The organism is Pseudomonas fluorescens (assembly GCF_041354075.1).
Classification (GTDB): domain Bacteria; phylum Pseudomonadota; class Gammaproteobacteria; order Pseudomonadales; family Pseudomonadaceae; genus Aquipseudomonas; species Aquipseudomonas fluorescens_CE.
Map to the genome: position 1 here is coordinate 155,432 of NZ_JARZGC010000003.1, position 22,874 is coordinate 178,305.

Consider the following 22,874-nt stretch of genomic DNA (forward strand, 5'->3'; position numbering starts at 1 on the left):
GTGGTGAAGACACCCCTAGTCGTTCGACGATGAACGGGATCGACAGCTGCAACAAAAAAATTCCGAGGAAAACAAAACCGCTAGAATCGGCAGCTCATCTTTGTAGGAAAAAGGAAATTCCCGTGTCAGCCCGACTCGTGCCTTACGAAAGCCTGAATGCCACTCAACGACAACAGGTCGAGGCCATTGAAATCCATCCCGAGCAGATCAAGTTCTCCGGCGACATCCACGGCGCCTTGCATACCCTGCTGTCGAAACCCGGCCCCGGCGTGAAAGGTTTTGCCCTGCTGGCAGACGAGGTGCCGGTTGCCTTTCTGCTGCTCAAGCGCCCGCCATTGCTGCCGGCCTGGGCCAATGAGCACAGCGCCACCTTGCATGCGCTGCAGGTCGATCATCGCGCTCAAGGCAAGGGTTATGGCAAGGCCTGCCTGCAGGCGCTGCCCGACGTCGCGCGTCAGGCCTGGCCGGAGATCAAGGGCCTGGAACTGTCGGTGGACGCCGACAACGATGCCGCCATCGCCCTGTACGCCCACTATGGCTTCGTCGACAGCGGCGAGGCGTACAAGGGGCGGATCGGCTATGAGCGGCGGATGGGGATGAGTTTCCCGCAATCCTTGTAGGAGCGAGCATGCTCGCGATAGCGGTACGTCAGTCGCCATCTATGTCGCCTGACACAACGCTATCGCGAGCAAGCCCGCTCCCACAGGGATGCCCGGTGTTGGTCGATGGCGTTACAGTGTCAACACCATCTCATGCCACGCCATGCCGCCATGGTCGGAGGCCGATGGCTTGATGTAGGCAAAGCCGAACCCGGCGTACAGCGGGATGTGCCGCTCCTTGCACATCAGGTGAATCGTCGCCTTGCCCAGGCCGCGCATGCGCTCGATGAACTCGCCCATCAGGCGCTTCGCCAGGCCCTGGCCCTGGAAGTCGGGGTGCACCACCACCGACATGATCACCACGTTCGGGCCTGCCGGGTCGTGACCGATCAGCTCCTTGAACGCTTCGTCGGACATTTCCACTTCGAACGCCGCGCCGGAATTGATGAAACCCGCCACCACGCCGTCCACCTCGGCGACGATGAAACCGTCAGGCCAGGTGGCGATGCGCGTGGCGATTTTCTCCCGGGTGGCGGCTTCGTCCCCTTCGTACGCCACGGTTTCGATGGCGTAGCAGCGGTCCAGGTCGGCAGGCGTTACGGGGCGGATGACGGTGTTCATGGCAGGTCGCAGTCAGCTGGAAAAGGCCGGGGATCATAAATCAGCGTCGGCATGACATCGAGAGACAAATCCGCAAATCCGCCTCTCGATGCCCGTCTCACGCCTTGATCGGCACCCAGATCTCCAGCTTTCCGGTGTTGAGCTTCGGATTGAAATCTTCGCTGTAGCGCTCGAACTCAGGAGCATCCGCCGCCTGATGGCCGGACTGCGGCAACCAGGTTTTCCAGATGTACTGGAAGGTCTGCGGCAAGCTCTCCAGCGTGCCCTTGTGTTCGAACACGGCGTATTGCTGCGGCTGCACTTCAACCCAGCGGTAGGTGTCAGGCAGGTCATCGAGTTTGCTGATCTCGACACCGGCGATGTACTCGAAACCGCCCTTGCCATCCGGATTACAACAGATGCCGTAGGTCACGTCGCTTTTCTGCCCTGGAATCTTGCCGATGTGCGGAATGAATTTCGCCCAGAGGTCGGGAATGCCCTGGGTCGTATCCTGGGTGAAGCGTCCACCCAGCCCTGCGATCAGCTGGAAATGCCCGTGTTCGAAGCGTGGTTCGGCCAGCAATGCGCCTGATAGCTCATCCATGACACGACTCCTGATACAGAAAAGTGGGTTCGGCTGGGAGTATAGAGGCCATTCCCGATTCGCCCAGTTACAGGCTGTGCAACGCCTCGGCGGCCGCACCTGCGACAAACTCGTTATACCCGGAAAGGATCACGTACACCGCGAAATAGCAGAAGATCGCCGCCGATGTCAGGTAGGAATAGCGCAACAGCTTGTCGCCCAGCAACTTGCCGCCATGGCTCGCAGCGAAGCACAGGCCCGCCGACCACAACAGCCCGGCGCAGAGAAAACCGCCCAGGAACAACGCCGAACTGACCGGGCCGCCCCCGCCGGAACGGGCGATCAGGGTGCCGCCCACCGCCGCGAACCAGAGGATGGCGCTGGGCGACGACATGGCGAGGAAGATCCCGCGAAAGAACTCCTTGCGGTGGGAGTTGTGGCCCACTTCGGCGGTTTCGGCCAGCAGCGCCTCGTGGTGAATCGCCGAATAGATCATCTTTGCCGCGAAATAGATCAGCAGCGCCGAGCCTCCGATCCACAGGACCCAGCGCACGGTTTCGTATTGCAGCAGAACGGTCATGCCGGCCAGGGCCAGCACCGCGTAGATCAGGTCGCCGACGCAGGTCCCCAACCCCAGGGCAAAGCCTTGAAAATAGCCGCGCTGCATGGCCAGGGTGATCATCGCGATGTTGGCCACACCAATATCCAGACACAGAGAAAGGCTCAGCAGGAAGCCGCTGCTAAATTCCATCGACCGATTTCCTTCGGAAAAAAATGTTTACATTCAGGCTGGACAGTCTGTCACAGCTTTCCGTACATTGCGCCACAGGTCACCGCAGTGACCAGCGTCGCTCGGACGGTTCCGGGCGCTTACGTTATCGAGGCAACAATGGCCGAACAAGGTTCGCCGCGCCGCTTTGCGCGCATAGATCGACTCCCCCCCTACGTTTTCAATATCACCGCCGAGCTGAAGATGGCCGCACGCCGCCGTGGCGAAGACATCATCGACTTGAGCATGGGCAACCCCGACGGGGCCACCCCGCCGCACATCGTCGAGAAACTGGTCCAGGTCGCCCAGCGTGAAGACACCCACGGTTACTCCACGTCCAAGGGCATCCCGCGCCTGCGCCGGGCGATTTCCAACTGGTACAAGGAACGCTACGAGGTCGAGATCGACCCGGAAAGCGAAGCCATTGTCACCATCGGTTCCAAGGAAGGCCTGGCCCACCTGATGCTGGCCACCCTCGACCAGGGCGACACGGTGCTGGTGCCCAACCCGAGCTACCCGATCCACATCTACGGCGCGGTGATTGCCGGCGCCCAGGTGCGTTCGGTGCCGCTGGTGCCCGGCGTGGACTTCTTCGCAGAACTGGAACGGGCGATCCGCGGCTCGATCCCCAAGCCGAAGATGATGATCCTCGGCTTCCCGTCCAACCCCACCGCGCAGTGCGTGGAGCTGGACTTCTTCGAACGCGTGATCGCCCTGGCCAAGCAATACGACGTGCTGGTGGTGCATGACCTGGCGTATGCCGACATCGTCTACGACGGCTGGAAAGCCCCGTCGATCATGCAGGTGCCGGGCGCCAAGGACATCGCGGTGGAGTTTTTCACCCTGTCCAAGAGCTACAACATGGCGGGCTGGCGGATCGGTTTCATGGTCGGCAACCCGGAACTGGTCAACGCCCTGGCGCGGATCAAGAGCTACCACGACTACGGCACCTTCACCCCGCTGCAAGTCGCCGCGATTGCCGCGCTGGAAGGCGATCAGCAATGCGTGCGCGACATCGCCGAGCAATACCGGCAGCGTCGCAATGTGCTGGTCAAGGGCCTGCATGAACTGGGCTGGATGGTCGAGAACCCGAAAGCCTCGATGTATGTCTGGGCCAAGATTCCCGAGGCTTACGCCCACCTGGGCTCGCTGGAGTTCGCCAAGAAACTGCTGGCCGAGGCCAAGGTCTGCGTCTCGCCGGGCGTGGGTTTCGGCGAGTACGGCGACGACCACGTGCGTTTCGCCCTGATCGAAAACCAGGACCGGATTCGCCAGGCCGTGCGCGGGATACGCGGGATGTTTAGGGCGGATGGGTTGGTGCACAAAACCAACTGACGCCTCCTGCCCCTGTGGGAGCGGGCTTGCTCGCGAAGAGGGAGAGTCTGTCAACGAAGATGTTGTTTGACACACCGCTTTCGCGAGCAAGCCCGCTCCCACAAGGACGGTACTCAGCCTGATCGATCACCCACAAAAAAACCGCATAGCTGCGGTTTTTTTGTGCCCGGCTGAAGTGCTTAGACGAACAGCGACAACAACAGGATAAAGCCCAGACCGACCACCGACAGGATGGTTTCCATCGCGGTCCAGGTCTTGAAGGTTTCGGCCACGGTCATGTTGAAGTACTGCTTGACCAGCCAGAAACCGGCGTCGTTCACGTGGGACAGGATCAGCGACCCGGCACCGGTGGCCAGCACCATCAGTTCACGGTTGACCCCTGGAATCATCCCCACCACCGGCACCACGATGCCCGCGCCGGTAATGGTTGCCACGGTCGCCGAACCGGTCGCGATGCGGATCACCGCCGCCACCAGCCACGCCAGCAGGATCGGCGAAATCTGCGCCGCCACCGCCATGTGGCCGATCACGTCACCCACGCCGCTGGTCACCAGCATCTGCTTGAAGCCGCCACCGGCACCGATGATCAGGATGATCGCGGCGGTCGGGGCCAGGCTCGCGTCCAGCCACTTGAGCATCTGCTGCGAGCCGATGCCCTGCTTGTAGCCGAAGGTGTACAGCGACAGCAGCAACGCCAGCAGCAGGGCCGAGATCGGGTGACCGATCAGGTCCATGAAGGTGCGGAAAAAGTTGCCATCCGGCAGCACCACATCGGCGAAGGTCTTGAGCAGCATCAGGAACACTGGCGACAGCACGGTGACCAGGGTGATGCCAAAGCTCGGCAGATCGGCCGAATCCGACTCACGCGCCAGTTGATCCACCAGCTCCTGGTTCGGATGACCGGGGATGTGCTTGGCAATGAACGTACCGAAAATCGGGCCGGCAATGATGGCCGTCGGCAGTGCGACGATCAGGCCGTACAGGATGGTCTTGCCGATGTCGGCACCGAACACGCCGATGGCCAGCAACGGGCCCGGGTGCGGTGGCACCAGGCCGTGCACGGCGGACAGGCCGGCCAGCAGCGGGATCCCGATCTTGATGATCGACACGCCCGTGCGCCGGGCCACGATGAACACCAGCGGGATCAACAGCACGAAACCGATTTCGAAGAACAGCGGGATGCCCACCAGGAACGCGGCGAACATCATCGCCCACTGCACCTTTTCCTTGCCGAACGCCCGGATCAGCGTCTGCGCAATCTGATCCGCCCCGCCCGACTCGGCCATCATTTTGCCGAGCATGGTGCCCAGCGCGAGGATGATGCCGACGAAACCGAGCACCCCGCCGAAGCCGTCCTGGAACGCCTTGATGATGGTGCCGATCGGCATGCCGGAGGTCAGCCCGAGGAAGGCGGCGGCAATGATCAGGGCGATGAAGGGGTGGAACTTGAACTTGGTGATCAGGACGATGAGCCCGATCACCGTGACCACTGCATCGAGCAGCAGGAACGTCTCGTGGGACATGCCAAACATTAGGGGTGTCTCCTGGTTGTTGTTGTTATTAAAGCGGGTTATTCGAGCGCCATAAGGACAGCGCTGTCTTTTCGAGCAAAATCAAACGGCGCGTTTCAGGCCGTGCGCCTGCCACCAGGCGTGTGCCTGTTGTGCCAGTTGCTCGACGCTGTGGTTCGACGCGTCGAGGGCCAGGGTCAGTGGCTCGCCCACAGGGGATTCGAGGGTGGCGAACTGGCTGTCGATCAGGGTCGATGGCATGAAGTGACCGGGGCGATGGGAAACACGGTCCGCAGCGACTTCAGGCGTGAGTTCGAGGAACACGAAACCCAGGCCCGGCAACGCGCTGCGCAGGCGCTCGCGGTAAATGTGCTTGAGCGCCGAGCAGGTCAGCACCGGGCGCTGGCCCAGGGCATCGACGCGGCGCAATTCGGCGCACAGGGTATCGAGCCAGCCGGCACGGTCGTCGTCGTTCAGGGGGATGCCCGCGCTCATCTTTTCGATGTTGGCGGCTGGGTGAAAAGTATCGCCTTCAATGGCAGTGGCGCCGCTGAGCTCGCAGAGAGCTTCACTGACGCACGTCTTGCCGCAACCGGCAACGCCCATGATGACCAGGGCGGTGATGGGATGATTCATGTAACACCTCAGCGCGCAGACAGCGCTACCTTTGTCAGCTATGACACTCGAACAAAAGCAGAAGTTGCCGACGCCTTCTTGTCATTTTTGTGGGTTGCCGCTAATTCGGTCCCAACGCCAAAAAGCGAGGTTCAGGTCAAACTCGCTTACGCATTTGCAGCTGCTTCGGGACAGCGCTACCTTAGTGCCTTGACTTTTGTTTGGCAAGCCGCCCGATGACCTCCCCTAAAAACGATAAAAATACCCGCACCACTGGCCGTCCGACCCTCAATGAAGTCGCCCGCCTGGCCGGCGTCAGCCCGATCACCGCCTCCCGCGCCCTGCGTGGCGTCAGCACCGTGGCCACCGAACTGGTGGAAAAGGTCCAGCGAGCTGCGCTCGAACTCAACTATGTGGTCAACCCCGCCGCCCGCGCCCTGGCCTCGGCCCAGAGCCATTCGGTGGTCGTCCTGGTGCCCTCGCTGTCCAATCTGCTTTTCATCGACACCCTGGAAGCCATTCATCAGGTTTTGCGCCCCAAGGGCTTCGAAGTGCTGATCGGCAACTTCCATTACTCGCGTGATGAAGAAGAAAACCTGCTGCGCAACTACATGGCCTATCAGCCTCGCGGCTTGCTGCTGACCGGGTTCGACCGCACCGAAAGCTCGCGGCGGATGATCGAAGCCAGCAATATTCCCTGCGTCTACATGATGGAGCTGGACAGCGCGGCCGGGCTCAACTGCGTCGGTTTCTCGCAACTGGCGGCCGGCGAAACGGCGGCGCAGCACCTGCTGTCACGCGGGCGCAAGCGCCTGGCCTACATCGGCGCGCAACTGGATCAACGCACCCTGTTGCGTGGCGAAGGGTTCCGCAAGGCCTTGCAGAGTGCCGGTCGCTATGACCCGGACCTGGAAGTGCTGACCCCGCGCCCCTCCTCCGTCGGCCTGGGCGGCGAGCTGTTTCTGCAATTGATCGCCAGCCACCCGGATGTCGATGCGATCTTCTTCGGCAACGACGACCTGGCGCAAGGCGCGCTGCTCGAAGCGATGCGCTGCGGAATCAGGATTCCGGAACAAGTGGCGATCCTCGGTTTCAACGACCTGCCGATGTCGGCGCACATGGTCCCGCGCCTGAGCAGCATCAATACCCCGCGCGAGGCCATTGGCCGGCGTGCGGCGGAGCAGATGCTGACCCTGATGGCCGGCAACACCGTGGCCAGGCCGGTGCAGGACATGGGCTTCGAATTGAAGGTGCGCGAAAGCACCTGACCCGCAACAGCCGGAAGCTGTCGATCAGCAGCAGGAGTAGCGCCATGGCACACGCACTGAAAATCCTCGGCAAAGCGTCATCCATCAACGTCAGAAAAGTCCTGTGGACCTGTGATGAGCTGAATATCGCCTACGAGCGCGAAGATTGGGGCAGCGGATTTGCCTCGACCCACAGCCCCGAGTTCGTGCGCCTGAACCCCAATGCCCAGGTGCCGGTGATCATCGACGAGGCCGGGGTGCTGTGGGAATCCAACACCATCTGCCGCTACCTGGCGGGCAAGCAGCAAAATACCGATCTGCTGCCCCACGAACCGGCGGCACGGGCGCGGGTCGAGCAGTGGATGGACTGGCAGGCCACCGACCTCAACACGTCCTGGCGCTATGCCTTCACCGCCCTGGTGCGCAAGGACCCGGAATTCCAGGACGCGCAGCGAATTGCCCACGGCCTTCGCGACTGGAACCAGAAAATGGCGATCCTCGAACATCAGCTCGCGATGACCAAGGCCTACGTGGCCGGAACAAACTTCACCCTGGCCGACGTCGTCATCGGACTGTCGATCAACCGCTGGCTGATGACGCCGATGGAGCGACCCGACTTCCCTGCCATCGATGAATACTTCCAGAAGCTGGCGCAACGCCAAGGCTTCCTCAGGCATGTCTGCAACGGCCTGCCCTGAGCGGTTGGCCACTGCCGCCTGGCGGCAAAGGCTGACCGCACACGCCTGAATGTTTACCCGGCGATACAACTCAACTCATTGTAAACATTGAGTTTTATCCAATGGGCACACTATTTGCTCCTGGCACTGTACCGCAACCACCTACAAGGTCCATTCATCATGTTGGTCAGTGCACAACAAAACCTGGTTACCCCGCTGTTCCTCAAGAAACCCGGCGAAGACCCGACCGCAGAAGCGGCCGCCGGTCTACAGGGCGGTCTGCAAGCGGCGCTGATGCAGAACGTGCAGAACAATATCCAGTTGCAGAACAGCAAGGAGGCCGGCAACGTTCAGGCCGCCGTTTCCAAACTGAGCACCGAGCAGGTCAACGCCGCCAACAAGATCAGCGACAACGTTGATGAAGCGTTCGCCAAGACCCGTGTGGAACTGCAAACCACTTACGCGCCACTGCCTGCGGGCACCAAGGAGCGCATCGGCACTGCCGGCAGCGCTACCCAGGACTTCAAGGACTGGATGGCCAAGTCCCCGGAACAGCGCATCCATGATGCGATTCTGGAAGAGATGGGCCTGACCGAGGAAGACATCGCCCAGATGCCGCCGGAGAAGCAGCAGGCCGTCGCTGAAGAAATCGCCAAGCGCATGCAGGACAAGGCGGCCATCGCCAAGACTGAAGAAGCGCAAAAAACCGGCGATCCGGAAAAGGCCCCAGTGGTCGAGAAGTTCCTGGCGTCGTTGTAATCACACCGCCCCTGCAGGAGCGAGCATGCTCGCGATGGAAGCCCAGACACCGCGGGCATTCAGACAGCCCGCGTCATCGTTGACGACCATCGCGAGCATGCTCGCTCCTACAGGGTTTCGGCAGTCCGCCGTCTTCAATTCAACTGCAATGTCGAATTGAACTGGCTGATCGCATCCACCACATGCCGTGAACCCTGCTGGATTTCCAGAATCACCTCCCCCGCCTCGTTCGCCAGTTCCACGCCCAGCCCGGTTCGACTCAGACTCGATTGCATGCTCGTCACCGCACTCACGGACAGGTCGTGGTTGCGCCGCACCACATCGACGATTTCCACGGTCGCCTGACTGGTGCGAGCGGCGAGGCTGCGCACTTCATCGGCGACCACCGCGAACCCTCGTCCATGCTCCCCGGCGCGAGCCGCCTCGATGGCGGCGTTGAGCGCCAGCAGGTTGGTCTGATCGGCAATGCCACGAATGGTCTGGACGATGGTGCCGATGATGTCGGATTGTTTGCTGACCGCATCGATGCTCAGCGCGGCCTCGTTCAAGTCCCGGGAAATGTCCTGGATGATCTGCACCGTCTGCTGCACCACCTGAGAGCCTTTCTGCGCGCAGGCGTCGTTCTGTACCGAAGTGCTGTGGGCCGATTCGGCGGCGGTTTGCAGGGTGGTCATCTGCCGAGTGATGTCGCTGGCGAACTTCACCACTTTGTACAACCGCCCCTTGGTGTCGAACAACGGGTTGTAGGACGCTTCAAGAAAAATGGTACGGCCGTGTTTATCCTTGCGCTCGAAGCGGTGGGAATGAAATTCGCCGCGATTGAGCGAAGCCCAGAACGCCCTGTAGCCCGGGGATTCGGCTTCGGCACGGTGGCAAAACAAGCTGTGATGCTGACCGACGATTTCGTTGAGCGAGTAGTGCGTGGCCTGCAGGAAGTTGTCATTGGCGGTGATCACCCGACCTTCGGGGGTGAATTCGATCACCGCCATGGAACGGCCGATGGCCTCGAGCATGCTTTTGTTTTCGTGCTCCTCGTGCACCCTGTCAGAGATGTCGCTGGCCACCTTGATCACGCTCCTTACCTGGCGGTCAGGGCCGAACACCGGCATGTAACTGGCTTCGAGCCACACCTCCCTGCCGTTTTTGTCCAGACGTGGAAACGTGCCGCTGACCGGTTCGCCACGGGCCAGGTCACGCCACAAGCGGGCGTACTCTTCACTGCGGTAAAACGCCTCTTCACAGAAAATCCGGTGATGCTTGCCTCGCACTTCTTCCACGCTGTAGCCCATGGCCGCGCAGAAATTTTCGTTGGCATCGAGGACGAAACCGTCCGGCGTGAATTCAATCATCGCCATCGAACGACAGATCGCGGCCAGTTTGGCGTTGGCCTCGCTCAGCGCGCAGCTGAAGCGTTCGATTTCCAGCAGGTCAGCCTTGTGATGAAGGTTAAACATGTCATATCACCCTAAGCGCGGTTCTTTGATTGATGAAAGTTCTGCGGTCTTTCAACGTATCCACCACAACGTTCCAAGGAACAGGCACACGCGCCCCTCCACACGAGGGGCTGTTCAGGTGATCAATGATGTTGAATCGGAGAGTCCATGTGGCAACGCTCTTATCAAGACATCCGTCTCTTGATAGCCCGGGACCGGGCCAACCCTGATGTATTCACAAGCAATTCCCTTTCACGCAAAGCTCCCGGTCGCTCGGTATCGGTGCCTTGTCTCGCGCACTCTCGAGCCAGCAGCCGGACATCCATCCGTCCGACATGGTTAGTTAGGAGTCAGCATAGCCAGCCGCTTACGGCCTGCAAGGCCACTAGTCGGCCAGTATTGAGGACAAAAACGATTCAGCACGTGGGGGCTTAACGATCAGCCAGCATCGCCAGCAGTGCCTGCACCGCTGCCGAGGGTGGCTTGCCTGGGGCAATGGCGAGGGCGAATTCGCGGTCGACCCGCGGTTTGAGCGGCATCACCCGCAGGCCCTGGAGCTGGCTAGGCAGCGTCATTTCCGGCACCACCGTCACGCCGATGTTTTCCCGTACCAGCGTGAATGCGCTGCTCCATTCTCGGACCTCGACGCGAACGTCGCAGAGCTGCAAGCCGGCGTCGCTGGCCAGGCTGCGGGCGTTGGTCGAGCATCCGCCCGTGGCCAGCACAAAGGGTTGCTGCGCCAGCTCGGCGAGCGTGACGCCCTCTTCCACCGGTCGGCGCGCCAGGCTGTGGCCAGCCGGCAGGACCGCCACCCAGGCGTCACGCCCCAGACGACCGGCATTGCGCGACGGTGTGGGGTTCAACACCACACCGACGTCCACCAGGCCGGCAGCCAGCAGGCTGTCCACTTCGTCGTCGCTGACTTCGAGCGCGACCACTTGGATACCGGGATGAAGCCGGTTGAACTGACGCAGCAAAGGCGGCAGGAACGTCGCCAGCACCATGGGAAAACTGGCCAGGCGAATCGTCCCGCGCTGGACGCCTTTGGCGGCGTCGACGGTTTTGCGGATGTTCTCCAGGGCGCCGAGCATGGCGCGCGCGTGTTCGATGACCGGCAGGCCGATGGCGGTCGGCAAGGTCTGGCGGTTTTCCCGGCTGAACAGTTGCACGCCCAGGGTTTCCTCGATCAGTGCCAGCGCCTGGCTGGCCCCCGACTGGGTCATGCCGATCCGCTCGGCGGCACGGGTGATGTTGCCGGTATCGGCCACCGCCACGACCATTCGCCAATGCATCAGGTTCATCATGGCAGTAGCTTTCCTTATGGCAACGTTCTGGAAGATTAATTTTACCGAGGGTGCCGCGCACTATGACACTGGCGCCAATCACTCACCAGAGACCTGCCGATGAAGCTGTATTACGCCCCCCAGGCCTGCTCGCTGGCGCCGCACATTGTGTTGCGCGAATTGGGCCTGCCCTTTGAATTGATCCGCATCGACAACCGCAGCAAACAGACTGACAGCGGCGAAGACTTCTTCGCCATCAACCCCAAGGGCTACGTTGCCGCACTGCAACTGGACGATGCGCACGTGCTGACCGAAGGCCCGGCGATCCTGCAATACCTCGCCGACCTGCGCCCCGACACCCGCCTGGCGCCAGCCCCCGGGACGTTCGAACGGGTGCGCTTGCAGGAGTGGCTGAACTTCGTGTCGACGGAGATTCATGGCGGGTTGGGCTGGCTGTTCAGCGAGCGGTTTACCCAGGACGTGAAAGCGCAGATCAAGGAGAAGCTGTTCAAGCGCTTTGTGGTGTTGTGCCAGACGCTGGAGCGTCAGGATTATCTACTGACGAGCGGCTTCAGCGTTGCCGACGCGTACCTGTTCACGGTGCTGCGTTGGACGCCGTGGTTTGACATTGATCTGGATCGCTGGCCGGCGTTGGCGAGGTTTCAGGCGAGGGTGGGAGAGCGCCCGAGCGTAGCAGCGGCGTTGGCTGTGGAACTGGCGTAGGGCTTGAGCCCCTTCGCGGGCAAGCCCGCTCCCACCGGGAAACCCATTCCATCGTGGGAGCGAGCCTGCTGGCGATAACCAGCTTCTATATCTACAGGCTGGAACTGACTTTTTCAGCCACCTCCCCCGGCACCCAGCCCTTCCACACCTGCGGCTGATCACGCAAAAACGCCTGCGCAACCTGGCGCGGTGGCTGGCGTTTCTCGGCCATCTGCGCCAGGGTCTGGTTCAGCAGGTCGATGGGGAAATCGACTTTCTCGAAGAACGCCACCAGGTCCGGATACTGCGCCTTGAACGGTGCGGACACGCCAATGGCCAGGCTCGCCGGCATCGAGCGTGTGCCCTTGGGGTTTGGATGATTGGCATCGGACAGGGTTTTCCAGGCGTCGGCGTCAAACGGCGGCTCCTCGAGTTTCACCAGTTTGTAACGTCCCAGCAAAGGTGTCGGCGACCAGTAGTAGAACAACACCGGTTTGCCGCGACGAATCGACGACGCCACTTCGGCATCCAGCGCCGCCCCGGAGCCGGTACGGAAGTTGACGAAGCTGGTGGTCAGGTCGTAGGCCTTGAGCTTTTGGCTATTGACGATCTCCGACGTCCAGCCGGTCGGGCTGTTGAGGAAGCGTCCCCGGCTCGGGTCCTCGGGGTCGCGGAACACATCCTTGTAGCGCGCCAGGTCGGCCACCGACTTCAGCTCCGGCGCCAGCGGTTTGAGACCGCGTTCAGGGTCGCCCTTGATCACGTATTCCGGCACCCACCACCCCTCGGTGGCCCCTTTGACAGTGTCGCCCAAGCCAAACACTTTGCCTTCGGCGGCGGCCTTGACCCAGGCAGGGCTACGCCCGGCCCATTCTTCACCGATTACCTGGATGTCATTTTTGGCCAGGGCGGCTTCGAGGCTGACGGTGCTGCCGGGCAAGGTGTCGGTCGGGTAACCGTAGCCTTTTTCGACGATCAGCCGCAGGACTTCGGTAATCAGGCTGCCGCTTTCCCAGGTGATGTCGCCGAAGTGGATCGGCGCGGTTTTTTCGGCGGCGGGGACGTGGCTGGCCACCAGGCTCAGGGCCAGCAGCGAACCGCCGAGCAGACTTTTGATCGATTTCATGCGGACCTCTGATGCAAGGGTTCATTGGCGCTGTGCGGGGCGCATAACGCGTGGGAGCGGGTCATGTAGACGCTGACCGAGCGTTGGGAAATGCCCAGCTCGGCCGCGATCTGCGGGTACGTCAGGCCATCGATCCGCGACAGCAGGAACGTCGCCCGGACCTTGCCTGGCAGTCGCTCCAGGGTGCGGTCGAGGCCCTGCAGGGTTTCGCTCAGTTGCAGCAGAACCTCGGGCGAGGTCACGGCTGGCGGATCGAGGTGTTGCAGGTGTTCGCGGTGCCGGCGCTCGAGGTCACGGCGCCGCCAGAGCTGATAAATCAACCGCTGGGCGATAGTGGTGAGCAAGGCACGGGGCTCGCGAATCGGCGTCAGGCCGGGCGATTCGAGCAGTTGCGCAAAGGTTTCCGCGGCGATGTCTTCGACGCTGGAATGGATACCCAACTGCTGACGCAGGCGGGCGCACAACCAGGGGTAATGGGCGCGGAACAATCCGCCCACGGCGTGACGATGGTCGGTGCCGGACATAGAGGCTCCAGGGGTTAGGGTCGCTGAATGTCCGGTGGCCCGGTGAGGCGAATCCTAGCAAGGAGCCTTATTCATTAATAATACTTAAAATTCATTTTTATATTCGATAGAGGAATTTATGCGCAGCATCGCGAGCAGGCTCGCTCTCACAGGGATCCAGGGTACTGTGGGAGCGAGCCTGCTCGCGATGGCAATGGCGCCGACGCCACTGGTTCTCCCGCCTACCGCACCCGCCCATACCCCAAGCCCTGCGCCTCTCGCTGATAATCGAGCAGCACCTGATAATCCTCCTCGCCGGCCGGCAACACCTCGCTTAAACCGAGCACTGCAGCGACCTCAGGCAACTCGCCCAACGTCTCGTTCATGACTCTGCGCAACGCTGTGACCTGCTCGTCACTGGCCGTCACGGCGGTGATGTACGGCAAGGTCGGGCTCGACGCACTGCGCTCCACCACGCGCAACCCCCTCACTTCCTGCTCGGCGTGCCGCGCCAGGTAGGCGAAGGTCACGCTGTCGATGGCGGCGAGGTCGGCCAGATCGTCGCGCAGCCAGCGCAGGCTCTCGCGATGGCTGCCGCTGATGCCGACACGAGTGAAGAACTGCCCGTCGCTGTGCAGCGGCGCCAAACGCTGGCGCAACAGGTTCATCCCGCTGTTGGAGTCTTCGCCGTTGATCACGCCGCGACTGTTGAAGAAGTCAGGCAGCGTCCGGCGAGGATCATCGGCGCGGCTCAACAACAGGCTGCAATGATTGCCGCCACTGGCCTCCGGCAGCTCATAGCGGGGTCGGCCGACCACCCGCACCTGACCGCGCAATGCCGTCATCAACGGGTAGCCGCAGGTTTGCGTCAGTAACAGATCCGGCGCCCGCCACAGCTCAAGCAGCGACAAACCACCAGCGCCACGACGCGTGCTGCCGAGGCGCTCGAGAATCCGCGCCAACCAACGCTCGTTGGCCTGTTGGATGGGTTCGGGGGCGACGTACATGAGTAATTCGGCAATCTGTCGGGTCATCGGAAAATCGTCCCTGCACATCATTGAACGGTGGGAGTACTGACTGGAATCAGTGGAATGGATGTCGTGGGCTGTCGATCGCCTTTATCCCATTCTCGCGCCACAACTGGCCATAACCGCGCACCAGAAACCCGCCGCTGCGCGCCAGCCATTGTTCGCGGCGCGCGTGGTAGACCCGGGGCAGGTCGTACCAGGGCAGGCCCGGCAGGTCGTGATGCACCAGATGGAAATTGAGGTTGAGGAACAGCCAGCGCCATGGCCAGGCTGCTTCGTTGAGTACCGTACGCTGCTCGGGTTGCGCGTGGGGACGATGCTCGTAGTAAGAGCGGATCATCGCAATCGACAGCGCCGGCACACTGATCAGCAACAGGTAATGCCACACCGGCAACACGCTGTAGCGGGCGATGAACAGCAACATCAACAAGGTCAGCGTGCCGTGGCTCAGCCACATCAACCAGGCCTGGCGCTCACCGGCCTGCAGCCGTTGCAGCTCTTCCCGCGCCAGCCCCAGCAGCGCCAGGGGCGCACCCAGGAGGAAGCGACCGAGCACGGTTTTGTTCAACCAGTGCAGGCTCTGCCCGAACAGTGAACGGTCCTGCCATTGCCGCGCACTCAGATAACGGCTTTCAGGATCGATGCCGGGCAGCGTCAGGTCTTCGTCGCGGTGATGCCGCAAGTGGCTGTCGCGATACAGGGTGTAGGGGTACCAGACGGCGAACGGCGCATAGCCGAGGATTTTGTTCAGCGTGGTCCAGCGGGTCGGATGGCCATGCAGTAATTCGTGCTGCACCGATAACCAGAGCACCAGCAGCACGATCAATGCCAGCGTGCTCCACCCAAGGCCCAATCGGGCGCTGCCCAGCACCAGGCTGAACCAGCCGACGTACACGGCGACAAGCAGCAACCAGGTCGGCCACTCGGTGCGAGCCGTCAGGCGTTGGCGCAGGGTTTCGATTTCTTCTCGATGGGCACTATCGAAGTAATGGGGCATGGCGTTGCTCGGATCAGGGACCAGTCCCCTTCTGTGCAACAGCGCCTGGAAATCTTGCAGAATATTTTTTTCGAAGCGGCGGCGATCATTCCCACACCCTGCGCGGGAATGATCTTCCTGCGTGTGGCGTCAGTGACCGAACACGTCCACCTTCTTGGCCTTCTTGTCCGCACGCTTTTCATCGGCGGTCTTTGCCGGTTTCTTCTTTGCCGCTTTTTTTGAATCCATGCCTTTGGCCATGATACTGACTCCACTCATACGGGATGTACGATCAGGTATACACCTATCCCCGGCCACGCGTTCTTTTATAATTGCCCGCTTTGCCCAGCGACAGATCCGCGCCATGCCCGAAACCCGGTACACCCAGCTCGACGAGCCGTCATGGCCGTTGATGAACAAGTTTTATCGCGCCCACCAATCGTCGATGAAAGCGGTCCGCGAGGCTCGCCTCTGGGTCGCCCGGCGCGAGCAGATCATCGGTGCGCTGTGCCTGCGGCCGGTGTCGGGGGGACATTGGTTGACCGGTTTGTTCATCGACCCGAGCTGCCGCAACCAAGGGGTGGCGGCGGCGCTGATCGGCGCAGCGGTCGAAGGCCTCGAACAACCGGTGTGGTTGTTCTGTCATCCGGACCTGCGCGGTTTCTACGAGCGTTGCGGCTTCAGGTTCGACCCGCAAATGCCTTACGCGATGGTCGAACGCCTCAGTCGTTATGCGCGCAGCAAGCCGATGATTGCGATGGGGTTGGAGCCGTTCGGGACGGCTTGAAGAGCCCCTTGTGGGGACGAGCGGGCTCGCTCCCACAAGGACCCGGATCAATCGTCAGCGTTGGGATCGAGATCGGGAAACATCACTTCGGTAAAGCCGAACTTGCTGAAATCGGTGATCCGCGACGGGTACAACCGGCCGATCAGGTGATCGCATTCGTGCTGCACCACCCGCGCATGAAAGCCTTCGGCGATGCGCACGATCGGTTCGCCCTTGGGGTCGAAACCTTCATAACGGATCTGCTGGTAACGGTCCACCGCGCCCCGCAGGCCGGGCACCGACAGGCAACCTTCGAACCCCTCCTCCATCACCGGGCTCAACGGGGTGATCAGCGGGTTGATCAGGATGGTCTGCGGCACGGCCTCGGCATCGGGGTAGCGTTCGCTGTGCTCGAAACCGAAGATCACCAGTTGCAGGTCGACGCCGATCTGCGGTGCGGCCAGGCCGACCCCGCCAACGCTTTCCATGGTCTGGAACATGTCGTCGATCAGTTGCCACAATTCCGGGCTGTCGAACATCTGCGCCGGGACCGGTGGCGCGATGCGCAGCAGGCGCTCGTCGCCCATTTTCAGGATTTCACGGATCATTGGATGGCTTCGTCAGTGTTCGGTTTGATCGAGTGGTCCCGACCCAGTCCCGAAACGTGTTGTTTGGGGGTTTCGTCGAGCTCGCCGGGGACCTTCTCGCCAGGGTCCTTGCCTTCGCTGGACATGTGCTCGATCACCGCGTTCATCTCCGCGCCGAGCAACAACACCGCCGAGGAAATATAGAAATACAGCAACAGCACGATGATCGCACCGATACTGCCATACATGGCGTTGTAGTTGGCGAAGGTCTTGACGTAGAACGCGAACCCCAGGGACGCGATGATCCACACCACCACCGCCAGCACCGAGCCCGGGGTGATGAAGCGAAACTCCTGGCGCACGTCCGGCATGACGTAATAGATCAGTGCGATAGCGATCATCATCAGCACCACGATCACCGGCCAGCGGGCAACGGTCCAGACCGTGACGATGAAGTCTTCCAGCCCGACCTGCGCGGCAATCCAGCCCATCACCTGCGGCCCGAGCACCATCAACGCAGCGGCGACCAGCAACATGCCGGCGATACCGATGGTGTAGAAGATCGACAGGGGAAAACGCTTCCACAGCGGACGACCTTCCACCACATCGTAGGCGGCGTTCATCGCGCTCATCATCAGGCGCACGCCGGCCGAGGCCGTGTACAGCGCAATGACGATACCGACCGAGAGCAAGCCGCCCTTGGATTGCTGGAGCTGGTCGATCACCGGGTTCACCTGTTCCAGCGCCTGGGGCGGCAGGACCAGTTCCGATTGCAGGCGCAGCCACGAGAAAAAGTCCGGCAGGTGCAGGAAACCGATCAGGGCGATCAGGAACAGGATGAAGGGAAACAGCGAAAACAGCATTTGATAAGCCAGCGCCGAGGCGTAGGTCGACATCTCGTCGTCGACGAACTCCTTGACCGTGCGCACCATCACTCGGTGGAGGGGCAAGCCTTTCATGTCGGGGAAAATCATGAGCGTCTCCTTTCGCCGCAAATCGCTTGAAGTCGTGGCGACTCAGGGGCCGTTTTCTACCATCAAATTAGCCTACTTGGCGATTTTGATCTTGTTCAAGTAAAGGCCGACGCAAAAACGGCCATCCGCGGATGGCCGTTTCGGTCGTACGTCAAAGGCTGGATCACGCCTTGTCGACACCTTTTTTCACCGCATCCTTGGCTTTGCCGACCGCTTGCTGTGCTTCGCCTTTCTTTTCCTGCACCACGCCCTCGGCGCGCATCTTGTCGTTGTCGGTCGCCTTGCCAACGCCTTGCTTGACGTTGCCGACGGCTTCGTTGGCCATGCCTTTTACTTTATCGCCAGTGCTGCCCATGGTGATTCTCCTGTGAACAATTGAACGCATTGAGTCGTTACACAAGGATTGACCGGAGGGGTTTGTGCAGAGTTTCATTTATTTTGCCCAACGACATTTCATCGCCGGCTGCAGGTTGGGCTTTATGTTTGCCGGCCAACCCCCGAGAATGCGCAACGTATTCAGGCCATGGCGCTGAAGATCCAACCCCGTAGGAATGTTATGAAACTCGATAAAAAGCAGGCCATTGCCCGCAGAAACCAGGAACTTGGCGGAGCTGTGCTGGGTGTCAACAACTGCCACTTCACCGAATTGAACCGCAACCGCAACATCTGGTGGTTCGATATTCCGGTGTCGCGCCTGGCCGTGGGTCAGTACGAATGGATTCACCTGCTGATGCACACCCCGGCCACCGACGAACTGCTGCACCTGAAGGTGCCAACGGTGTTCCTGCGCGAGAAGCTCGAAGGGCTGGTGGTGCGCAACGAAGGCAAGCGCAAGGCAGCGCTGAGCCTGGAATTGAGTGCAGACAAGGATTCATTCCTGCAGGACATGCGCCCGTCCGGGACCAACGTCAACTTCGCGCCGTTTCGGCAGTAACAAAAAACCCCGCATCTGCGGGGCTTTTTGTTGATCCGGCTTATGCCGTCGCTTTCTTCGCGTTGACCTTCTTCAGCTCTTCATCGCGCAACTCGCGACGCAGGATCTTGCCGACGTTGGTGGTCGGCAGCGCGTCGCGGAATTCCACGGAACGCGGGACCTTGTAGCCGGTGACGTTCGCACGCATGTGCTCCATCACCTGCTCCTTGGTCAGGGTCACGCCCGGTTTGGCGACGATGAAGATCTTGATCGCCTCGCCCGACTTCTCGTCCGGCACGCCGATGGCTGCGCATTGCAGCACGCCCGGCAGGGTCGCCAGCACGTCTTCGAGCTCGTTGGGGTACACGTTGAAACCGGAGACCAGGATCATGTCCTTCTTGCGATCGACGATGCGGATGTAGCCATCCGGCTGGATCACCGCGATGTCGCCGGTCTTCAGCCAGCCGTCGCTGCCGAGCATCTCATCGGTGGCTTCCTGACGCTGCCAGTAGCCCTTCATCACCTGAGGACCTTTCACACAGAGCTCACCGATTTCGCCCAACGGCAATTCCACACCGGTGTCGTCGATGACCTTGCACAGGGTCGAAGGCACCGGAATGCCAATGGTGCCGATCTGGGCGTGCTGAATCGGGTTCACCGTCGCCACCGGGCTGGTTTCGGTCATGCCGTAGCCTTCGCAGATGCCACAGCCGGTGACCGCTTTCCAGCGCTCGGCGGCGGCCAGTTGCAGGGCCATGCCGCCGGACAGGGTGACTTTCAGCGCCGAGAAGTCCAGCTTGCGGAAGCCATCGTTGTTGCACAGGGCAACGAACAGGGTGTTCAGGCCGACAAAGCCGCTGAACTTCCACTTCGACAACTCCTTGACCATCGCCGGCAGGTCACGCGGATTGCTGATCAGAATGTTGTGGTTGCCGATCAGCATCATCGCCATGCAATGAAAGGTGAAGGCATAGATGTGGTACAGCGGCAGCGGCGTGATCAGGATCTCGCAACCTTCATTGAGGTTGGAGCCCATCAGCGCCTTGCACTGCAGCATGTTCGCCACCAGGTTGCGGTGTGTCAGCATCGCGCCCTTGGCCACACCCGTGGTGCCGCCGGTGTATTGCAGCACCGCCACGTCCCCACTGGCCGGGCTGGCTTCCGCCACCGGCTGGCCCTGGCCCTTGCTCAGCACGTCATTGAACTTGATGGCCTTGGGCAAGTGATACGCCGGGACCATCTTCTTCACGTACTTGATGACGCTGTTGATCAGCAGGCGCTTGAGCGGCGGCAGCAGGTCGGCCACTTCGGTGACGATGACGTGCTTGACGCCGGTCTTGGGCACGACCGTTTCGGCCAGGTGCGCCATGTTGGCCAGGCACACCAGGGCCTTGGCACCGGAATCATTGAACTGGTGTTCCATCTCCCGCGCGGTGTACAGCGGGTTGGTGTTGACCACGATCAGCCCGGCGCGGATGGCGCCGAATACCGCGACCGGGTATTGCAGGACGTTGGGCAATTGCACGGCGATTCGATCGCCCGGCTGCAAGTCGGTATGCTGTTGCAGGTAAGCGGCAAAGGCCCCGGACAATTCGTACAGTTCACCGTAGGTGATTGTCTTGCCCAGGTTGCTGAAAGCCGGCTTGTCGGCGAAGCGTTGGCAGGACTGCTTCAACACTGCCTGAATGTTCGGGTATTCGTCCGGATTGATGTCCGCAGCAATCCCGGCAGGGTACTTATCCTTCCAGAAGTCTTCGATCATGGAAGCCCACTCCTCAGCAACGCGAATTCAAATACCGCATTCGATGCGATTATTATTGGTGTTGGATTATTGGTGAGTCTGGCTTTTTGGAAGGCCGAGAGGTCACAAAACGCGCCGAGAGTAGCAGCTTTGCCGAGGGTCGACTAGGGCCAAACGTGGCCCCTACAGTCATTTTAGTGACTCAAGAATAACAAGCAGTCATTTTAGAGCAAAGAACCTATATGTCGCGGAAAGGCCTGTAGTCCGGGGCCTACAGGCCAATCGCAATCGCGAGCAATCAACACTTACGCAATATCCCGCAACTCCCGCCGCAGAATCTTGCCCACCGGCGTCATGGGCAGCGAGTCGCGCAATACGATGTGCTTGGGCACTTTGTACGCCGTGAAGTTTTCCTTGCAGTACGCCTTCAGCTCTTCGAGGCTGACCCCCGACTCCCGCGCCACCACGAACAGCTTGACCGCCTCGCCGGAGCGCTCGTCCGGCACACCGATGACCGCGCAGTTGGCGACTTTCGGGTGAGCCATCACCACGTCTTCGATTTCGTTGGGGTACACGTTGAAGCCCGAGACGATGATCATGTCTTTCTTGCGGTCGACGATGCGCACGAAACCGTCCGGGTCGATCACCCCGATGTCGCCGGACTTGAACCAGCCCTCGGCGTCCAGCACCTCGGCGGTGGCATCGGGCTTCTGCCAATATCCCTTCATGATCTGCGGACCCTTGATGCACAGCTCGCCGCGCTCGCCCAGCGGCTGCTCGACGCCGTCATCGTTGATGATTTTCAGCGTGGTGCCCGGCACCGGCAGGCCGACGGTGCCAATCCGCGACTTGTCGCCGTAGGGGTTGGTGCACGCCACCGGCGAGGTTTCAGTCAGGCCGTAACCTTCGGTGATGCGGCAACCGGTCAGTTGCTCCCAGCGCTCGGCGGTGGCCTTGACCAGCGCGGTGCCGCCAGAGTTGGTCAGCTTGAGGCTGGAGAAATCCAGGGTCTTGAAATCCGGATGGTCCATCAAGGCGACAAACAGGGTGTTGAGCCCCAGCAGGCACGAGAACCGCCATTTCTTCAGTTCTTTTATGAAACCGCCAATGTCCCGTGGATTGGTGATCAGCACGTTGTGGTTGCCGGTCACCATCATGCACATGCAATTCGCCGTGAAGGCATAGATGTGGTACAGCGGCAGCGGTGCAATCATCACTTCCTGGCCTTCGCGCAGCAGCGGCTGACCATCGTCGCCGTATTGCCCGAGGCAGCCGCGCGCCTGTTGCATGTTGGCCACCAGGTTGCCATGGGTCAGCATCGCGCCCTTGGCCAGCCCCGTGGTGCCGCCGGTGTATTGCAGCACCGCGATGTCATGGAGCCCGACGCTCAACGGTTTGATGCCCTGGCCGCGGCCCATGCGCAGGGCGCTCTTGAAGGAGATGGCTTGGGGCAAGTGATAGTCCGGGACCATTTTCTTGACCTTGCGCACCAGCGTGTTGACCAGCCAGCCTTTGGCGGCGGGCATCATGTCGCCCATCTTCGCTTCGATCAGGTACTGCAGATCGGTGTCGGCCAGCACTTCCTGAACCTTCTGCCCGAACATGTTGAGGTAGACCAGCGCCCGGGCACCGGAATCCTTGAACTGGTGACGCATTTCCCGTGCGGTGTACAGCGGATTGGTGTTGACCACGATCAGCCCGGCGCGCATCGCACCGAATACGGCAATTGGGTATTGCAGGACGTTGGGCATCTGCACCGCAATGCGATCCCCCGGCTCCAGGTCGGTGTGGGCTTGCAGGTAACCGGCGAACGCCGCGCTCTGGCGTTCGAGTTCGGCGTAGGTCAGGGTCACGCCCATGTTGCTGAAGGCCGGGCGGTCCGCAAATTTCTTGCAGGAACGCTCGAACACCTCGATCACCGACTTGTAGGCGCCTTGATCGATGTCCAAAGGCACGCCGGCCGGGCGTTTGTCATTCCAGAAATCAGGTTGCATTGTTCTTGTCCTCTTGACCTGAACCTATCCGGGGCCGCTTTTGTGTCCTTGCTTTCCATCCCCTCCAGGCAGAAAGCAAAAAAGCGGAGCTTCACGGACACTAGCAGCAATGGCCAATCAGGCAAATATGGCAACAGCCGACATTGATCGTAT

24 protein-coding genes and 1 pseudogene are annotated in these 22,874 nt (G+C 61.1%); 8 read left to right on the top strand and 17 right to left on the bottom strand.

Annotation, left to right across the window (positions count from 1 at the left end):
* Positions 1 to 122: 122 nt before the first annotated feature.
* Complete coding sequence (locus QIW53_RS04935) at positions 123 to 620, top strand: GNAT family N-acetyltransferase (protein WP_371048545.1); 498 nt, start codon at positions 123 to 125, stop codon at positions 618 to 620.
* Between the two features lie 111 nt (positions 621 to 731).
* Here the strand turns inward: QIW53_RS04935 and QIW53_RS04940 are convergent, their stop codons facing one another.
* The 3 genes from QIW53_RS04940 to QIW53_RS04950 all read right to left on the bottom strand — a co-directional run bounded on the left by QIW53_RS04940 (position 732) and on the right by QIW53_RS04950 (position 2,533).
* Positions 732 to 1,220, bottom strand: a complete 489-nt coding sequence (locus QIW53_RS04940) for a GNAT family N-acetyltransferase (RefSeq protein ID WP_371048546.1) — start codon at positions 1,218 to 1,220, stop codon at positions 732 to 734.
* A 97-nt stretch (positions 1,221 to 1,317) separates the two neighbouring features.
* Positions 1,318 to 1,803, bottom strand: a complete 486-nt coding sequence (locus QIW53_RS04945) for a GyrI-like domain-containing protein (protein WP_192305688.1) — start codon at positions 1,801 to 1,803, stop codon at positions 1,318 to 1,320.
* A gap of 67 nt (positions 1,804 to 1,870) precedes the next feature.
* Positions 1,871 to 2,533, bottom strand: coding sequence for a LysE family translocator (locus QIW53_RS04950; protein ID WP_371048547.1), 663 nt, complete (start codon positions 2,531 to 2,533; stop codon positions 1,871 to 1,873).
* 138 nt (positions 2,534 to 2,671) lie between these two features.
* Here QIW53_RS04950 and alaC point away from each other — a divergent pair, with 138 nt between their 5' ends.
* Complete coding sequence (gene alaC, locus QIW53_RS04955) at positions 2,672 to 3,886, top strand: alanine transaminase (RefSeq protein ID WP_192305684.1); 1,215 nt, start codon at positions 2,672 to 2,674, stop codon at positions 3,884 to 3,886.
* Positions 3,887 to 4,065: 179 nt separating this feature from the next.
* Here alaC and QIW53_RS04960 read toward each other — a convergent pair whose 3' ends face one another.
* Both QIW53_RS04960 and QIW53_RS04965 read right to left on the bottom strand, forming a co-directional pair.
* Entirely contained in the window at positions 4,066 to 5,418 is a 1,353-nt protein-coding gene (locus QIW53_RS04960) for a GntP family permease (RefSeq protein WP_371048548.1), read from the bottom strand.
* An 81-nt stretch (positions 5,419 to 5,499) separates the two neighbouring features.
* The gene (locus QIW53_RS04965) at positions 5,500 to 6,033 is read right to left on the bottom strand and encodes a gluconokinase (protein WP_371048549.1); all 534 of its coding nucleotides are present in this window, start codon (positions 6,031 to 6,033) and stop codon (positions 5,500 to 5,502) included.
* Between the two features lie 215 nt (positions 6,034 to 6,248).
* On the opposite strand from QIW53_RS04965, the gene QIW53_RS04970 reads away from it, so the two are divergent.
* The 3 genes from QIW53_RS04970 to QIW53_RS04980 all read left to right on the top strand — a co-directional run bounded on the left by QIW53_RS04970 (position 6,249) and on the right by QIW53_RS04980 (position 8,695).
* Entirely contained in the window at positions 6,249 to 7,280 is a 1,032-nt protein-coding gene (locus QIW53_RS04970; RefSeq protein WP_371048550.1) for a LacI family DNA-binding transcriptional regulator, read from the top strand.
* A 44-nt stretch (positions 7,281 to 7,324) separates the two neighbouring features.
* Positions 7,325 to 7,957: a glutathione S-transferase family protein gene (locus QIW53_RS04975; protein WP_371048551.1), complete on the top strand. Its 633-nt coding sequence runs from the start codon at positions 7,325 to 7,327 to the stop codon at positions 7,955 to 7,957.
* A 159-nt stretch (positions 7,958 to 8,116) separates the two neighbouring features.
* Positions 8,117 to 8,695 carry a hypothetical protein gene (locus tag QIW53_RS04980; RefSeq protein WP_371048552.1) on the top strand — a complete coding sequence of 193 codons (579 nt, stop codon included), beginning with the start codon at positions 8,117 to 8,119 and terminating at the stop codon, positions 8,693 to 8,695.
* Positions 8,696 to 8,829: 134 nt separating this feature from the next.
* On the opposite strand, the gene QIW53_RS04985 is transcribed toward QIW53_RS04980, so the two are convergent.
* The 3 genes and pseudogenes from QIW53_RS04985 to QIW53_RS04995 form a co-directional block, all read right to left on the bottom strand.
* Positions 8,830 to 9,369 carry a methyl-accepting chemotaxis protein gene (locus tag QIW53_RS04985; protein ID WP_371048730.1) on the bottom strand — a complete coding sequence of 180 codons (540 nt, stop codon included), beginning with the start codon at positions 9,367 to 9,369 and terminating at the stop codon, positions 8,830 to 8,832.
* Between the two features lie 9 nt (positions 9,370 to 9,378).
* Positions 9,379 to 10,149 (bottom strand): annotated as a pseudogene (locus QIW53_RS04990) (PAS domain-containing protein); the annotation flags it as partial.
* Between the two features lie 410 nt (positions 10,150 to 10,559).
* A complete protein-coding gene (locus tag QIW53_RS04995) occupies positions 10,560 to 11,432 on the bottom strand; it encodes a LysR family transcriptional regulator (protein WP_371048553.1) in 873 nt (290 codons plus the stop codon).
* Between the two features lie 99 nt (positions 11,433 to 11,531).
* On the opposite strand from QIW53_RS04995, the gene gstA reads away from it, so the two are divergent.
* Positions 11,532 to 12,134 carry a glutathione transferase GstA gene (gstA, locus tag QIW53_RS05000; protein ID WP_371048554.1) on the top strand — a complete coding sequence of 201 codons (603 nt, stop codon included), beginning with the start codon at positions 11,532 to 11,534 and terminating at the stop codon, positions 12,132 to 12,134.
* 91 nt (positions 12,135 to 12,225) lie between these two features.
* Here the strand turns inward: gstA and QIW53_RS05005 are convergent, their stop codons facing one another.
* From QIW53_RS05005 to QIW53_RS05020, 4 genes are all read right to left on the bottom strand, one after another.
* Complete coding sequence (locus QIW53_RS05005; protein ID WP_371048555.1) at positions 12,226 to 13,239, bottom strand: ABC transporter substrate-binding protein; 1,014 nt, start codon at positions 13,237 to 13,239, stop codon at positions 12,226 to 12,228.
* Positions 13,236 to 13,763 (bottom strand): sigma-70 family RNA polymerase sigma factor, encoded by a 528-nt coding sequence (locus QIW53_RS05010; protein ID WP_371048556.1) that lies wholly within the window; start codon positions 13,761 to 13,763, stop codon positions 13,236 to 13,238. The genes QIW53_RS05005 and QIW53_RS05010 overlap by 4 nt, the downstream gene beginning before the upstream one ends.
* Positions 13,764 to 13,984: 221 nt before the next feature.
* Positions 13,985 to 14,776 carry a phosphate/phosphite/phosphonate ABC transporter substrate-binding protein gene (locus tag QIW53_RS05015; RefSeq protein WP_371048557.1) on the bottom strand — a complete coding sequence of 264 codons (792 nt, stop codon included), beginning with the start codon at positions 14,774 to 14,776 and terminating at the stop codon, positions 13,985 to 13,987.
* A gap of 49 nt (positions 14,777 to 14,825) precedes the next feature.
* Positions 14,826 to 15,767, bottom strand: coding sequence for a fatty acid desaturase (locus QIW53_RS05020; RefSeq protein WP_371048558.1), 942 nt, complete (start codon positions 15,765 to 15,767; stop codon positions 14,826 to 14,828).
* Between the two features lie 343 nt (positions 15,768 to 16,110).
* Here QIW53_RS05020 and QIW53_RS05025 point away from each other — a divergent pair, with 343 nt between their 5' ends.
* Complete coding sequence (locus tag QIW53_RS05025) at positions 16,111 to 16,533, top strand: GNAT family N-acetyltransferase (protein ID WP_371048559.1); 423 nt, start codon at positions 16,111 to 16,113, stop codon at positions 16,531 to 16,533.
* A 47-nt stretch (positions 16,534 to 16,580) separates the two neighbouring features.
* On the opposite strand, the gene def is transcribed toward QIW53_RS05025, so the two are convergent.
* The 3 genes from def to QIW53_RS05040 all read right to left on the bottom strand — a co-directional run bounded on the left by def (position 16,581) and on the right by QIW53_RS05040 (position 18,428).
* Positions 16,581 to 17,120, bottom strand: a complete 540-nt coding sequence (def, locus tag QIW53_RS05030) for a peptide deformylase (protein WP_192305660.1) — start codon at positions 17,118 to 17,120, stop codon at positions 16,581 to 16,583.
* A complete protein-coding gene (locus tag QIW53_RS05035; protein ID WP_201193405.1) occupies positions 17,117 to 18,073 on the bottom strand; it encodes a YihY/virulence factor BrkB family protein in 957 nt (318 codons plus the stop codon). Before QIW53_RS05035 ends, def begins: the two co-directional genes overlap by 4 nt.
* Before the next feature lie 163 nt (positions 18,074 to 18,236).
* Positions 18,237 to 18,428, bottom strand: coding sequence for a CsbD family protein (locus QIW53_RS05040; RefSeq protein ID WP_201193407.1), 192 nt, complete (start codon positions 18,426 to 18,428; stop codon positions 18,237 to 18,239).
* 201 nt (positions 18,429 to 18,629) lie between these two features.
* Between QIW53_RS05040 and QIW53_RS05045 the strand changes: the two genes are divergently transcribed.
* A complete protein-coding gene (locus tag QIW53_RS05045; RefSeq protein WP_192305656.1) occupies positions 18,630 to 19,007 on the top strand; it encodes a hypothetical protein in 378 nt (125 codons plus the stop codon).
* A gap of 40 nt (positions 19,008 to 19,047) precedes the next feature.
* On the opposite strand, the gene fadD1 is transcribed toward QIW53_RS05045, so the two are convergent.
* Both fadD1 and fadD2 read right to left on the bottom strand, forming a co-directional pair.
* Entirely contained in the window at positions 19,048 to 20,748 is a 1,701-nt protein-coding gene (gene fadD1, locus QIW53_RS05050; RefSeq protein ID WP_371048560.1) for a long-chain-fatty-acid--CoA ligase FadD1, read from the bottom strand.
* Positions 20,749 to 21,032: 284 nt separating this feature from the next.
* Complete coding sequence (gene fadD2, locus QIW53_RS05055; protein WP_371048561.1) at positions 21,033 to 22,721, bottom strand: long-chain-fatty-acid--CoA ligase FadD2; 1,689 nt, start codon at positions 22,719 to 22,721, stop codon at positions 21,033 to 21,035.
* Positions 22,722 to 22,874 lie beyond the last annotated feature (153 nt).